We start from the raw sequence: 13,712 nt of genomic DNA on the forward strand, positions 1-13,712 counted from the left end.
GTTTTCCGATTGGATTAGTTGATTTGGTCGATCTCATCGCCATAGAGACGATGTAAAACATCATCATTGAGGCCAGAAGGATGTCCGTCGTAAATCACCTTACCTTTGGCAAGACCGATTACGCGGGAGCAATACTCCTGAACCAGTTCGATTGAGTGAAGATTTACCATTACCGCCACACCATCACGGCTGACTTTTTGCAGCGCTTCCATAATGCGAACGGTATTTTTTGGGTCTAACGAGGCCACTGGCTCGTCGGCAAGCAGGATCTTGGGGTTTTGCATCATCGCACGGCAAATCGCCACACGCTGTTGTTGTCCCCCAGAGAGGTTTTCTGCGCGTTGCAGTGCGTACGGCAACATGTTAAGCCATTTAAGCAGTTGGATAGCTTGAGCTTTGTCTTGGTCGCTGAAGATTTTAAGCAGCGATTTAAGCGTCGAGGTATGGCTCAAACGTCCAAGTAAGACATTGGAAATCACATCCAAACGAGGCACTAAGCAAAAATCTTGGAAAATCATGCCACAGTGAGTACGCCACTCACGGATTTCTTTTCTCGACATCGATAGTACATTGTCAGTCGATAAGTCTTTATGCACATTAAGAATTTCGCCGCTGGTCGCGGGTATGGTGCCATTCAACGTATGCAGCAACGTAGACTTTCCTGCTCCAGAACGGCCTACCACCGCAACAAATTCACCAGCGTGAAGATCAAAGCTGATTCCATCTAGAACCACTTTTCCTTGTTGGTAAGACTTAGTCAAAGCGCGAGTTTCAAGAACTTTTCTACCCAGTTGCGGCGATGCAAACTCTTCTGCATCCGATACAACCGTCAGTTCAGGCATGGTCATGGCCATAAGTTTCATTCCAGTCAATAGTAGTTATTGATTGAATATTAGAGCGTGGATTTTTGACGAATTCGGGATAGTTTTGTGACTAATTTATGAACAAACAAAGTGCACCATTCAATAGAACTACACCAACAACTACTTTTAATTCAATATATTAAAGAGCAAAAACTGAGCATCTATGATTTTTGTTCTTAGAACAAAAACTCAAAACTGTGACTAATTAGTTGATCTAATCAACTAACTAGCTAAAATGGTTGACTAGATCAACTAATTGGCCTTCATTGATGACAATAGACTATCGAGCAATTAATCACGCCTTACGTGAAATTCGAATGAAAACCCGCGGCAAGATGGTGGCGGAGATCACCCGTCAAAAAGTCGAGTTTTCCCCCCTTGAGCATAAAGCTATGAGTGATATTCGTGCCTTCGGCGGCGCCTCTCAGCAGAAGTTAGTCGAGTCAATGAACCGAGATAAAGCCCAAATTGCGAGAATTATCGCAAGGCTTCATCGTCAAGATCTCATCATCAAACAAAGTTGTCCTAACGACCGACGCTCGGTTGCACTATACCTCAGCCAAAAAGGGGAAAAGCTGTTAGAACGCCTCGACCAAGTCGAAATGGAAATGATCACAGAAATGCTGACTGGGTTCTCTCAGACCGAAGCAAGCACACTGAAGCAGCTATTAGAACGCGTTAACGACAACTTGAGTTACTAATTTCACCCACAGGAGAATCATTTGAAATCAACACAACCCATCCTTGGGCAAAAAGGCACTCTATTTTTTCTCGTTATTATCAGTGCATTTCCACCATTAACGATTGACCTTTATCTGCCAGCTTTGCCTACTATGGTCGATATATTTAGTACCACAGAATCAATGGTAAACCTCACGTTAAGTAGCTATTTCATTACTTACGCGATTGGTCTTCTATTCTGGGGGCCGCTAAGTGAGAAATTTGGTCGCAAGCCAATTTTATTGATAGGTATCGGTGCTTACATGCTTGCCAGTATTGCCTGTGCGATGGCAGGAAGCATTGAGCACCTCATTGGCTCAAGGGTACTACAAGCGTTTGCTGGCAGTGCCATTACTGTCGTCTCTACCGCCATCGTCAAAGATATGTTCGAAGGACGTGAGCGCGAGAAAATCATGGCCACTATCATGTCGCTCGTGATTATTGCGCCAATGGTCGCTCCCGTACTCGGTGCGTTTCTTCTCAAAGTCGCTTCATGGAGAATGATGTTCGTGACCTTGGCAGTATTTGGCGCGTTTGCCTCCATCTTAGCCATGTGTTATCGCGAAACACTGCAAAGTCAGTATACAGGCTCTTTGGCTCGCTCTTGGACTCGACTTGGCGTGGTAATGACGAATCCAAGATTCGTGATGCTGCTGTGTATTTTCTCAATCGCACCCATGGCGCTTATGGCATTCTTAGCGGCAGGTTCGTACATTTACATCAATGGTTTTGGCCTGACTGAGCAAGAGTTCAGTTACTATTTCGCATTCAATGCGATGTGCGCCTCTTTAGGCCCTTCTATTTACATGAAGTTATCCCGCCATATTTCAGTACAAAAAGTGATTACTTTGTGCTTTTTTATTTTGGCACTGATGGGTGTGTTAACGCTCAGTATTGGTTCTACCGCGCCTTGGGTCTTCGCATTAATAGCCGCTCCAGCGACGCTAATGGTTATTATGATGCGAGTGCCTGGTACCAACTTGATGCTTGATCAGCAAGACAAAGACACCGGCTCCGCTGTGGCATTGATTCAGTTTTTTGCCATGATTTGTGGCTCAGCGGGCATGTTATTGGTTTCCATGCGTCCCGACGCACTCATCGCTAATTTAGGTATGATTCAACTCTCAACCGGCATTGTGGGCGGTCTACTATGGTTTGTGGTTCGCAACCGAGCATTTGTCACTGACAAGCTGGTCAAAAGTGTCTAATTAGACTCCTAAAAATCAGAAAAGGGGCAAGCGCTCCTTTTTTTGTGACTTCTCATTGCAACAAAATCCAGACCCTTTAAGCTAAAACGAACAACATCAGAAAACATTAGGGAAGTACTAGATAGTGAAGTTATTGATTTTTCTCGGCTCTGTAAGAGAAAGTACCCCACCTCGCCCCGCTCGGCTGGGCGCAAGAGTCAGTGATGCCTGTCAGTCTCTGCTAACACGCTTTTATCCCGAGATTGACGTGGAAATCATCGATCCTCTTACTTTGAGTTTTGATGCGGTTTTTAAACCTGAATTTGCTTACAGCCGAAGTAAAGTACCAGAAGACTTAAAGCAGCTGGCAGCGAAGATTGAACAAGCTGATGGCTATGTGATGGTCTCACCTGAGTACAATCACTCTATGAGTCCAGCACTTGCTCACCTTCTTAACCACTTTGGCAGCTCTCTGTTTTCTTATAAACCCAGTGCAATTGTGACCTACTCTGCAGGACAATGGGGCGGCGCTAGAGCAGCCGTTTCAATGCGAACTTTTCTCTCCGAGCTAGGCTGTTTGCCAGTATCTGCCATGATTCACATTCCCAATGCTGCTAGCGTATTCAATGAAAAAGGTGAGGTGCTAAACGAAGCATCTCAACAAGAGTGGGATAGTTATATGAATCGAACGCTTGCTCAACTTATTTGGTGGGCGGAAGGTGCCAAAGTTCAGCGCAGCGCCAGCGATCCGGCCGAACTTATTCATGCGTTTCAACGCGATCCTTCACAGAGGAACGCGCCAAAATAGTCAGCACTTGAAGCTATTTTTTGTACTTATGCAAAATCGCCTTGGGTATATGGCAATAATCATTGGGGTGAAGCGTGAGCCGATCTTGATGCTCGTCATCACTCTTTACGTAATTACTAAGTGGCAACACCTCTACCACGATTTTATCTGCATCGGAACGCTCGGCAATGTAGCGTTTCGCTCGCTCAAGATGTTGGGGATTTACACTATAAACTCCAGTGCGATACTTCTCTCCTACATCTATCCCTTGCTTGTTGACGCTATAGGGGTCAATGATTTCAAAAAAGAAATCCAAAAGCTGCTCAATTGACACTTGGTTCGCATCAAATTGAGTTCGAACACACTCAGCGTATCCATCGTAATCACACTGTGTGGTACTCGCACTCCCATTGGCTCTACCCGCTTCGGTATTTATTACCCCAGGTAAATGTCGCATAAACTCTTGGACGCCCCAAAGGCAGCCACCAGCGAAAACTATCTCTTGCATCGTAAATTCAGTCATCCACGTCTCAAACTGTCGGCTACTTTAGCAGAATTATGCCAACATCAACTCCAACCTGTTGTTAAAGTAATACAGAAACTCTACTCCTCGACCCAGACGCTCTTAATATCCGGCCAGCCCCAGATAGTCATGGATACGCCTTGCAGCTGGTCAGCAAAATTCAGAGTTTGCTTATGGTGAAACAGCGGGATTATCCATCTATCAGAGACTAACGTCGATGCGATCGGTTCAAGGGCCGTCATGTATTCCGTAGATTGATTCTGTTGTTTCACTTGTTCAAGCTCATGTTGCAGCCATTGCTCCGTGGACGGTGTTAGGCACTGTCTTAACACTCTATCCGTCGCAAGCCAAATAAACGCCGAAGACGGTCGGTTGTCATCCAAACTCATGCTGGTGAGGATAATCTCTTCCTCAAGCTTATGACGCGCACACAGTTCATAAAAGTCGGCATGGCTGTATTCGTTAATCTGACAGCTCACGCCAACCCGCTCCAACAAATCGGCAACTACTTGGGCGCTTTCGCGTAAAGCATGATGTTGGTAGATGGCGATATCTAGCTGCTTCGGCAAAGGAGATGTCTCTGCTGGAGGAATCAATACTTTCATCCAGCTTGGCAAAAGGTTGTATGCCGCAATGCCCTGAACTCTAGCTGCGTCGTTATTGGACAACAGTTGCAACACCGACCTTGAATTCATCAACTGACCAAGATAGTGACGCTGCGTGCTATCCAGAGCTGCAGTGTGGTTGAACATTGCCAGTAAGCAGCCATCCTCAATCCGGCTCTGAGGAGTCGCCTGAGTTGATGGCTCAGTGCCGCTTTCAGTTGAGACCAAATGACTACAAACAGCATCATAGGGTGTAGGTAAATCATGAGTAACAAGTGAGGTAGAACAACTGCTTGTTCCTGCTTTTGGGAGTTGCCAGATCGTCACGCTGTCTGATAGTGCACAAAGGCCGTGATAATGTTCAAACGCCTGTAAATCAAGCTGTTCCTGAGAATGCTCGACTAGCTTAAAGGGACCACTACCAATACGAACGGAATTATTTTCTAATTGAGCGCTCGGTAATACAGAGAATCGGTAATCCGCTAGCAGTGCAGCAAAGCTTGGCTCTGGCTGAGACAGAGTGAACTCAATACACAATCGCCCCACGGCGCAGATCGTCACAACATTAGCTAACAAAGAACAATAATTAGGGTGCTGTTTAAGACGCATGAAGAGTTCAGCAATGGTCTCTGCATCTATTGGTGCTTCGTCATGAAATCTAAGATGAGGTCTTAGATAAAATCGCCAAGTTAGCGCCTGCGAGTCATAGCGCCAATGATGAGCCAGATCAGGTTCGACATTACCCTCACCGTCACAGCGCGTCAAACAAGAGAATACTTGTCGGGTTAGGAATCGCTCACTATTTCGTAACGAATTGGTGGTATCCAACGGTGACAATAAGCGGTCATAAGTAAGCTGAATATGAACTACGCCTTCTCTTACTTGCGGACCGGCAGTTTGTTGTAACACTTGTCCGAATAACGCTTTATCCCCACCTAATAGTTGCAGTGCTTTTTCATAGTGACCTTGCGAGATATGCTCTGACGCAACATTGACGACCAACGTGCTCTCAGAATGGTTGAGATGAAGTATCGAGCGTTGATTCCGTCCCACTTTGGGTTGCCAATCGATCCACCCTTTCTCGTCAAGCTGTTTAAGTAAGGTTCGACTATGCCGCGTACTGGTAAACATCAGCTCCGCAAGCTTATCTATTGTGGTACTGATGCCTTTATTCGTTCCTAATACCGCTAGACGTTGATAATACAGCAGTGCTCTATCGTTACTTATTTCCGGCATTTCTATATCACCTTAGTTCCACATAAGACCAAAAATCAGGCAAACATAACCTCATCCAGACAAATTAACGTTAAATGTGGAACTAAACAATACCAATTACTCAGTTTTTCCCCTCCTATTAATTGTTCATAATCTATCTCGAGTCTTGAACACCAACAGCTCCACACCACATGACTGTGCCACGATTAATGAGGACTAAATTATGTTGAAAGCCATCAAAAACGCACTCACATTCAATCTTTCTGAAACCGATCTCGATGAAGCGATAGTCTGTATTGAGCAAGCCGTCAGCGAATACACAAATTCATTAATGGCTCTATATGAGTGGGAAGAAAACACCAATGAGAAGCGGCTGTCAGATTCGAATTAAACCTTTCGAAGTCTGTGGCTTATGGATAAATCGTAGTGCTAGGATATCGATCATTATCCAATACCAGCTTAATAGTGAATACCTACATGAATCCAATGTCAAAACTGCACAGTCAAAATGTCTATGTTTATGATGAAGCGCTTGCTGAACGTCAAACTGAGTGTTTAGAAACACTGTATGACTTTAATCATACCCGCCCTAGTGAGACCAAAAAACGTGAGCAAATAATGCAAATTCTGTTCGCAGAAGTTGGAGAAGATTGTTATTTAGAACCTCCTGTACATGCTAATTGGGGTATCCATACCCATTTTGGTAATAACGTCTACGCTAACTTCAATCTCACGCTGGTTGACGATACCCATATTTACATTGGTGACCATGTAATGATTGGGCCTAACGTAACCATAGCAACGGCTGGACACCCTATTGAGCCAGAGCAGCGCAAGGTTCTAGCTCAATTCAATATACCCGTTCACATTAAAAATAACGTTTGGATTGGTGCTAATACTGTCGTGCTTCCGGGCGTGACTATTGGAGAAAACAGTGTCATTGGCGCTGGCAGTGTGGTGACGAAAGATATTCCTGCCAATGTGGTGGCAGTTGGTAACCCTTGTCGAGTACTCAGAGAGATTAATGACCGCGATAAAACCTACTTTTACAAAGATCGTCGCTTTGATGAGTAGAGCTTAAAACACTTGAGTGACCTTATGACTGAAAGAGAGAAAATGCTTGCGGGACTTCACTATGACCCAAGTGAGCACACCTTGGCGACGCTGCGCACTGCAGCGCGCGATCTAACCGAACAATACAACCGTACTTCTCGTCACCAAAATAATGATAGGAAGCAATTGCTCCAGCAGTTGTTTGGCACTATTGGTGGTGAGATTAAAATTGAACCAAACTTTCATTGCGATTATGGCAAGAACATTCATGTAGGCACCAATTTTTACATGAACTTTGGCTGTGTCATTCTCGATTGTGCCGAAGTACGAATCGGCGATAACTGCTTTATTGGCCCTCAAGTAGGGCTATATACCGCTTGCCATCCACTGGATCCTACAACTCGGAACACGGGTATTGAGTTCGCTAAACCCATTACGATCGGAGATAACTGTTGGATAGGAGGGCACGCAACGATTAATCCTGGCGTTATCATTGGTAATAACGTTGTCGTTGCCTCAGGTGCAGTCGTTACAAAAAGCTTTGCAGATAATGTCGTGATTGGTGGAAACCCAGCGCACATCATTAAACATCTCGAAATAGAAGAGGCGTAGCCAATGAAGAGTAAACATATTGGAGAGTTGGTTCTCAGTACAGAGCAGATACAAGACGGCGTGATTGCGATTGCGGACGTGCTTAATAACGATTTTGAATCTGCGGTCATCATCAGTGTTGTTCCGGGAGGCATACTGTTTACTGCCGATCTCGTCCGTCACCTCACCTTTGACATAAAAATGGACTATATTTCCTGTCCTCATACTCCTGGCGATAGCAACAACTCTTCAGAAATTGTTTATCATCAGAACATAAGCATTGAGGGTCAAGACGTCATTGTTATCGACGATGCGATTGAATCAGGAGGGACGATGAAGCGACTGGTCCAGTATCTTGCTGAGAATTTTGCCCCGAAGTCGGTCTCTATTGCCACTCTGTTCGTAAAACCCGGTCGAGTGGATATCCCATTCCAACAGTTTTACGCCTATGAAATGGAAAACGACGACTTGCTCGTTGGTTATGGCTTACCGTGGCAAGATAAACTCAGAAATGTGCCTTATGTTTCTAAGTTGGTGAAATAGCCTAACTCCTTACTAAATTACAACAGGTAGAGGAGAGCTAAGGCTCTCCTCTATTGATAGATCAAAATTAGATTATTTCTCAATAACCGATGCAAATTCTTCAGCAAAAGCACGGAAGGTTCTTGGCTTTTTGCCGGTAACTTGCTCGACGGTAGTTGTAACTTCTGCGTAATGACCCTCACCAAACCACGCCATTATCTCCGCAAGTTTTTCAGCACTCCAGTCATCCATCCCCGCCTCTTTCATTGCCGCTTCTGCTGCTTCTTGTGGTACAGCAACGTAGTCAATTTGCTTTCCGGATACTTGCGTTAATATCTCTGCTTGCTCGGCAAACGTTAAGGCCTCAGGACCGGAAATAAGATAGGTCTGATTCTCATGTCCAGGTTGAGTTAATGCCGCAACCACAACAGCCGCCACATCACGAATATCAATCACACTCTGTTTTGCTTGCGCAATCGGTAAGAAAAACTGTCCCATTGCGTTGATCGTCCCAAGACTGCCATATAGGTTTTGGAAAAATGAGTTTGGTTGCACGATGGTATAAGCAATGCCCGATGCCTTAACAATGTCGTCTGTTACTACGTGCGTGCGAATAATTTCTGACCCCGCGTCAGCTTTTGCTCCCATACCAGATAGTTTCACAATAAGCTCAACACCTGCTGCCTTGGCTGCCGCAGCCGTATTTTTCATCCATTGCTGATTGTTTGGATGGGCTGGCATTGCTACATAGATCTTTTTGATGCCTTTCATTGCCTCAGTCATGGTATCGACATCGTCGTAGTTGCTCACGCGAACTTGATCTGGGTTGAGATCTAACTTGGTAGCAGCGTCGAGATTTCGTGCCATAACACCAAAGCTTGCACCAACCTGTTTAAGTTGACGAACCACTTCTGAACCTGTGTTACCTGTTGCGCCTAGTACTAGAATTTCCATCGTGAACCCCTTAATCGTCTTATCTATTGAACCTTATTGTGCAGCATAGTTTGAGAGTGCCGCGTCGGTATGTTGTAACTATAGCCAATACCAAAAACATTGATTAGAAGGTTAAAATGAACTTTACTATCCCATATATGGGATGAATAGATACTCAATACAATGAAAGAACTCTCGGCTTTACCGTTGTTTGCCAAAGTTGTAGAACTCAGTAGCTTCGCTGAAGCAGCACGACAGCTCAATGTGCCTACTACAACAGTCAGCCGCAAAATACAGCAACTTGAACATGATCTTGGTGGCAAGCTGTTGAATCGTTCCACCCGCTCCCTGTCTTTGACCGAATTGGGTATTCAAGTCCTTCCAAAAGCTCAGCTTATCGCCGACACGGTCGCCGAGCTATACAGCGATGCAGAAGACATGGCCAATCAGCCAATTGGGACGTTGACCATCACTGCACCTAAAGCGCTGAGCCAAGATTTACTTGCTCCCATGTTTGCTGAGTTCAGAGCGCTATATCCAACCATTCGCATTAACTTGGCATCATCAAATCGCTATCAAGACCTAACCAAACAAAGCATCGATTTCGCATTTCGGCTTGGTCCATTACATGACTCCAGTCTCGTGGCGTTAACTTTGTCTCCAGTGAAATATGTATTAGCCGCTTCACCGCAATACATAGATAAATACGGAGAACCCACACACCCGTTAGAGCTATATCAAAAACCGTGTATAAAAAATCACGTCGAAGGCTATTTCCTCCCTTGGCGTTTTGCTCGCAATAGCGAAGAAATAGAAATCACCCACAACTCAGAGTTGATATCCGATGACTTCAACGTCACAAAAGAACTCGCCCTTCACCATGCCGGGATCTGTTACTTACCCTACTCGCTGCTGCACCAAGAGATCCAATGCGGTGCCATCAAAACACTCCTTGAACCTTGGGTTCCACAAGATCGAACCATGTTGTTGGTGTACCCAGACAAGCGTCACTTGCCACTTAAGTCTCAGCTTTTTATCGAGTTTATACGTAACAGGCGCAGCGAATTTAGTAAAAAGTTGGCGGGGATAACAGATTAGAAATTCGGTTTCGAAAAACTCATAACTTCATGATCTCATCATCTATTTTGCTGAAAATATTTGCTATATGATTAAAGGATACAATGCAGGTGATATTATATGACAAATGTTTTTCAGCAAGCTGCCTATGAGCTGCTAAGCCGCCGTGTAGCGGGAACCAAAGCACCACGACTTAATGAACTACAACGTCCAAATACCTTGGATGATGCACTGCAAATCCAATCTTCAATGATCGATATGCATAGCGATGAAGTTGGAGGATGGAAGTGTCTTCTACCTCTATCCGATGACCAATTTGTCGTTGCGCCAATTTTCTCTAATAGCGTGCAACGAGGAGAAATCTGCGAGCTCTTTGCTGACAACAATACCGTACGAGTCGAGCCAGAAATCGCATTCGTTCTTTCAAAATCGTTACCCGCAAATCCTGATGGCTATAGTGAAGAACAGATCAATGATGCCATTGGCTCTTGCCATATGGCATTGGAACTTATGCAATCTCGCTATGCCGATGATAGTGGCGCTGAGTTTTATGAGAAATTAGCGGACTGTTTGGTTAACCAAGGATTGTTTATTGGGCCAGAAATTGCTCGTGAACAAGCTTTTGATGCTGCAACCATTCAAATCACCGTATCTCAAGATAACAATGTGCAGACATTCGCTGGAGAACACCCAAACAAGCTAGCACAGACTCCGATCTACTGGCTCATTAATGCAATGACTCGTCGTGGTATTGAGTTTAAAGCGGGTGAAGCAATTATTACTGGATCCTACTGTGGCATTATTGAAGTAGATTTTGATAAGCCTACGACAATTGACTATGAAGGGTTAGGTATGTATCAAGTTGCCTTTAAAGAGAAAAACTAACACATCAACCAAGTGGCTATCTTGATAACCGATTCAAGGTAGCCTCTACCAACCTCTCACTCTTTAATAAGCTTCTTGGATAAGAGCAGAAGCGCTATCTACTTTCCTGTAGCACATTCTTTCCAATTTAATATGCAACCAACATAATAATGAGCTACGTTTAACAAACTAAATTCCCGTCTCTCATTTACTAGTACAGCGAGGTTGCTATGGGCAAACAGAGAAATTGGAAACGTGAGCATCAGGAAATGCGTCAATTTAGATCAGAAGCTAGGCAGTACTTGTATCAATGCAAAGGCGAATACTTAGGCAAGATGATGGCGTTTGCGTTTGATGGTAAGCAAGCAGTATTCGAAGCAAGTGGTTACATTCCCGGCAAGAATTATCAAGAGTATGCACGTGAGTTTGCCGCTGAAGCTCCTTGGAGAAGTCTAATTCGAAAAAACCTAACCCGACAATTTTGTGACTGTGCTGAAGCCCATGTTTGGTTTGAAATAGTAGCCAGAGGTAAAAACCCAAAGAACTACATTATCGGAGCCCTGAACGAAAGAGGGAATTTTGCCTCACCTTGTCAAAACTGTGCGCTTTGGGTCGATAGCACATTTAAAGCCGTGTACCGAACTACGCCAGCCTATGAGGGTAGAACGAAGCAGGTTCCTGGGGCATAACCATCAGAAAATTGCTTTTGAGTTTTGGTGCTTTAAGAGAAAAGCACCAATATTTCATTCAATTTATTGTTCAACTATTCACCCTGATTATCATGAATCCGCTCTAACGCCTCAATCCTTCGCCACTGATTCTTATCAAACAGCGGTTCTCTAAGGTCGTTAATAGCCTGAACTTTTTCTGCATCATTAAATGATGCGTTATTCAATATGTCGGCTCTCGCTACTAGATAAGAGTCGAACTGCTGGTCAAAATCAGCACGTTTTTGGTCGAGCGTCATTAACCTTTCTGCGGCTTCACTACCCACCAGTGCCTCTCGAGCTATGTACTGACTTTGCGTATCCATAGCATTGGTATCATTGAGAGCCGTCAACACTGTGGCATTACGAAAGCTGTTTTGCAGCTCTGGTGACAGTTGGTTGAGTTCATTCTCCCAACGCTGTTGATACTCCTCTGGGGTTTGTGCCGACTCTTTAATGGCTTTTTTAGTCAGGGCGAGTTCACGCAGTAGATTCTCTTCATCAAACAAACGCTCTTGTTCATCCGCAGTGAAAAATTCACTTTGCATTAGTAAGATTTGCTGGTGCAGATCTTGAAAATCTGTAGCTTCGTCACCGTTTCGTTTGAGCGCAGCTAGTGCAGCTTTGTATCGCATATATTTTTCGAACAACTCTGGCTCAAGCTGTTCAGAGCCATCCCGCTGCTGACTGTAGTGTTCAAACCGCTGCTCTATCGTATCGGTGTCGTTGTCGACAAGCCCCGAGATAAAATACTCGAAGGTATCACGCTCTGATGCGTTGTCGATTTGAGTATCAAGCTGGGAGCTCACTTTGAGCAAGTCATGATCATCCGCGTCGAACACAGAGAACAATCCTGCAGCTATCACCACCAATAAGGCCATCACTGCTGTTGTTTTGGAGAACCTGTTCATGGCCTAAAGTCCTTGTTGCTGCAGACGGTTAGCATGCTGTCGATACAAGGTCTTAGGATCCGTTTCAAACAGATGGTGGATACCGAGTAGACCATTGATTTCATCTAGGTGGTTCATCTTGTAATCATCACGGATGACTCGACCTAAATGAGTACTGCACCTTCCTACTAATCCATCATTAGGTTCATCAAACGTTAAACCTAGGATAAACATTGCGGGATCAGCCGGGTCTAGCACATTAGTGTAAGTCGAAGTCCCGGTCCATGAGTAGTAGTACACACCGTTTGTAGCTTGCCATTCACCATCACCACAAGACGACTTTGGCACGCCTTCTGGATAATGCTCATTAAAGGCCAGCGACCCTTCTGTGGTGAGCGCCTGCAATGAGCTCAAACCATCTTGTGGTAAGTCACTACCTCCAGATAACACACCAATGATCGTCGTAAGTGCACTAGCCAGTTCAACAGCGATTGCCTCAGACACTGAGTCTTCCGGTACGGTATTTCGCACTATATCCGCAACTTTCGACCCTTTATTCACGCCTCCAATACTGGTGACTGACGCGACCATTTGCGGTGCAACTGATGCAACATATCTCGCCGTTGGCGCGCCATGGCTATGACCGATTAGATTTACTTTGTCGGCACCCGTGATCGCCAAGACATTTTCCACTTGTGCTAGAAGCTGTTCACCCCGTACTTCCGAACTGTTGGTCGCCGAGATTTGGGCAACATAAACCTTTGCTCCGCTTTTGCTCAATGCTTGAGGGATACCATAGAAATAATCGAACCCTGCTAGTGAATCAAAACCAAATAAGCCATGAACTAGCACAATTGGGTATTTGGTTTCGGTATACCCTTTGCTCGACCAAAAACTTATCGCCTGTGCATTCCATGCGATTACGCTACATAAAATGAATGTGAAGAACGCTTTCATTTAACACCTCCTTGTCAGACCTCCGATGAGTAATTGAGCGTAGATTGCACAATTCTAGCCCGCCAAGATAATGTTACAAAATTGTGAAGTTATGCCGAAAAATATGCTGTAGATACACCAAAAGCGACACCCAAGATGATAAAAATTGGAGAAATAGCGTGGTTTATTCTAGCGAATCACACCAATTTTGAATCAGGTTCACAATTAAATAACAAAAT

At 44.6% G+C, this 13,712-nt stretch carries 16 protein-coding genes; 10 read left to right on the top strand and 6 right to left on the bottom strand.

Annotated elements, in window-relative coordinates:
* Nucleotides 1-14: 14 nt before the first annotated feature.
* Nucleotides 15-854 carry a phosphonate ABC transporter ATP-binding protein gene (gene phnC / locus HW45_RS14145; protein ID WP_038227561.1) on the bottom strand — a complete coding sequence of 280 codons (840 nt, stop codon included), beginning with the start codon at nt 852-854 and terminating at the stop codon, nt 15-17.
* A 278-nt stretch (nt 855-1,132) separates the two neighbouring features.
* Between phnC and HW45_RS14150 the strand changes: the two genes are divergently transcribed.
* From HW45_RS14150 to HW45_RS14160, 3 genes are all read left to right on the top strand, one after another.
* On the top strand, nt 1,133-1,564 hold the full coding sequence (locus HW45_RS14150; protein ID WP_038221812.1) for a MarR family winged helix-turn-helix transcriptional regulator: 432 nt from the start codon (nt 1,133-1,135) through the stop codon (nt 1,562-1,564).
* Nucleotides 1,565-1,585: 21 nt separating this feature from the next.
* Nucleotides 1,586-2,791 (top strand): multidrug effflux MFS transporter, encoded by a 1,206-nt coding sequence (locus tag HW45_RS14155; protein ID WP_051868084.1) that lies wholly within the window; start codon nt 1,586-1,588, stop codon nt 2,789-2,791.
* Between the two features lie 124 nt (nt 2,792-2,915).
* The gene (locus HW45_RS14160; protein ID WP_038227562.1) at nt 2,916-3,578 is read left to right on the top strand and encodes an NADPH-dependent FMN reductase; all 663 of its coding nucleotides are present in this window, start codon (nt 2,916-2,918) and stop codon (nt 3,576-3,578) included.
* Nucleotides 3,579-3,591: 13 nt separating this feature from the next.
* On the opposite strand, the gene HW45_RS14165 is transcribed toward HW45_RS14160, so the two are convergent.
* Nucleotides 3,592-4,065, bottom strand: coding sequence for a peptide-methionine (S)-S-oxide reductase (locus HW45_RS14165; protein ID WP_038227817.1), 474 nt, complete (start codon nt 4,063-4,065; stop codon nt 3,592-3,594).
* A 95-nt stretch (nt 4,066-4,160) separates the two neighbouring features.
* The gene (locus HW45_RS14170; RefSeq protein ID WP_038227563.1) at nt 4,161-5,921 is read right to left on the bottom strand and encodes an SgrR family transcriptional regulator; all 1,761 of its coding nucleotides are present in this window, start codon (nt 5,919-5,921) and stop codon (nt 4,161-4,163) included.
* A 202-nt stretch (nt 5,922-6,123) separates the two neighbouring features.
* On the opposite strand from HW45_RS14170, the gene HW45_RS29600 reads away from it, so the two are divergent.
* From HW45_RS29600 to HW45_RS14185, 4 genes are all read left to right on the top strand, one after another.
* Complete coding sequence (locus HW45_RS29600) at nt 6,124-6,291, top strand: hypothetical protein (RefSeq protein ID WP_006069804.1); 168 nt, start codon at nt 6,124-6,126, stop codon at nt 6,289-6,291.
* Between the two features lie 86 nt (nt 6,292-6,377).
* Nucleotides 6,378-6,974, top strand: coding sequence for a sugar O-acetyltransferase (locus HW45_RS14175; protein ID WP_006069803.1), 597 nt, complete (start codon nt 6,378-6,380; stop codon nt 6,972-6,974).
* 24 nt (nt 6,975-6,998) lie between these two features.
* Nucleotides 6,999-7,565, top strand: coding sequence for a sugar O-acetyltransferase (locus tag HW45_RS14180; RefSeq protein WP_031493768.1), 567 nt, complete (start codon nt 6,999-7,001; stop codon nt 7,563-7,565).
* A gap of 3 nt (nt 7,566-7,568) precedes the next feature.
* A complete protein-coding gene (locus tag HW45_RS14185) occupies nt 7,569-8,087 on the top strand; it encodes a phosphoribosyltransferase (RefSeq protein WP_038227564.1) in 519 nt (172 codons plus the stop codon).
* Nucleotides 8,088-8,159: 72 nt separating this feature from the next.
* Here HW45_RS14185 and HW45_RS14190 read toward each other — a convergent pair whose 3' ends face one another.
* A complete protein-coding gene (locus tag HW45_RS14190; protein WP_038227565.1) occupies nt 8,160-9,020 on the bottom strand; it encodes an NAD(P)H-binding protein in 861 nt (286 codons plus the stop codon).
* 162 nt (nt 9,021-9,182) lie between these two features.
* Here HW45_RS14190 and HW45_RS14195 point away from each other — a divergent pair, with 162 nt between their 5' ends.
* The 3 genes from HW45_RS14195 to HW45_RS14205 all read left to right on the top strand — a co-directional run bounded on the left by HW45_RS14195 (nt 9,183) and on the right by HW45_RS14205 (nt 11,629).
* Nucleotides 9,183-10,097 (top strand): LysR family transcriptional regulator, encoded by a 915-nt coding sequence (locus HW45_RS14195; RefSeq protein WP_038227566.1) that lies wholly within the window; start codon nt 9,183-9,185, stop codon nt 10,095-10,097.
* 99 nt (nt 10,098-10,196) lie between these two features.
* Nucleotides 10,197-10,961: a hydratase gene (locus HW45_RS14200; protein ID WP_038227567.1), complete on the top strand. Its 765-nt coding sequence runs from the start codon at nt 10,197-10,199 to the stop codon at nt 10,959-10,961.
* A gap of 209 nt (nt 10,962-11,170) precedes the next feature.
* A complete protein-coding gene (locus HW45_RS14205) occupies nt 11,171-11,629 on the top strand; it encodes a hypothetical protein (RefSeq protein ID WP_038227568.1) in 459 nt (152 codons plus the stop codon).
* Between the two features lie 74 nt (nt 11,630-11,703).
* On the opposite strand, the gene HW45_RS14210 is transcribed toward HW45_RS14205, so the two are convergent.
* Complete coding sequence (locus HW45_RS14210; RefSeq protein WP_038227569.1) at nt 11,704-12,558, bottom strand: lipase secretion chaperone; 855 nt, start codon at nt 12,556-12,558, stop codon at nt 11,704-11,706.
* Nucleotides 12,559-12,561: 3 nt separating this feature from the next.
* Complete coding sequence (locus HW45_RS14215) at nt 12,562-13,494, bottom strand: esterase/lipase family protein (RefSeq protein ID WP_051868086.1); 933 nt, start codon at nt 13,492-13,494, stop codon at nt 12,562-12,564.
* Nucleotides 13,495-13,712: the final 218 nt, after the last annotated feature.

The sequence above is a fragment of the Vibrio sp. ER1A genome, assembly GCF_000733315.1.
GTDB classification, from domain to species: Bacteria; Pseudomonadota; Gammaproteobacteria; order Enterobacterales; family Vibrionaceae; genus Vibrio; species Vibrio mediterranei.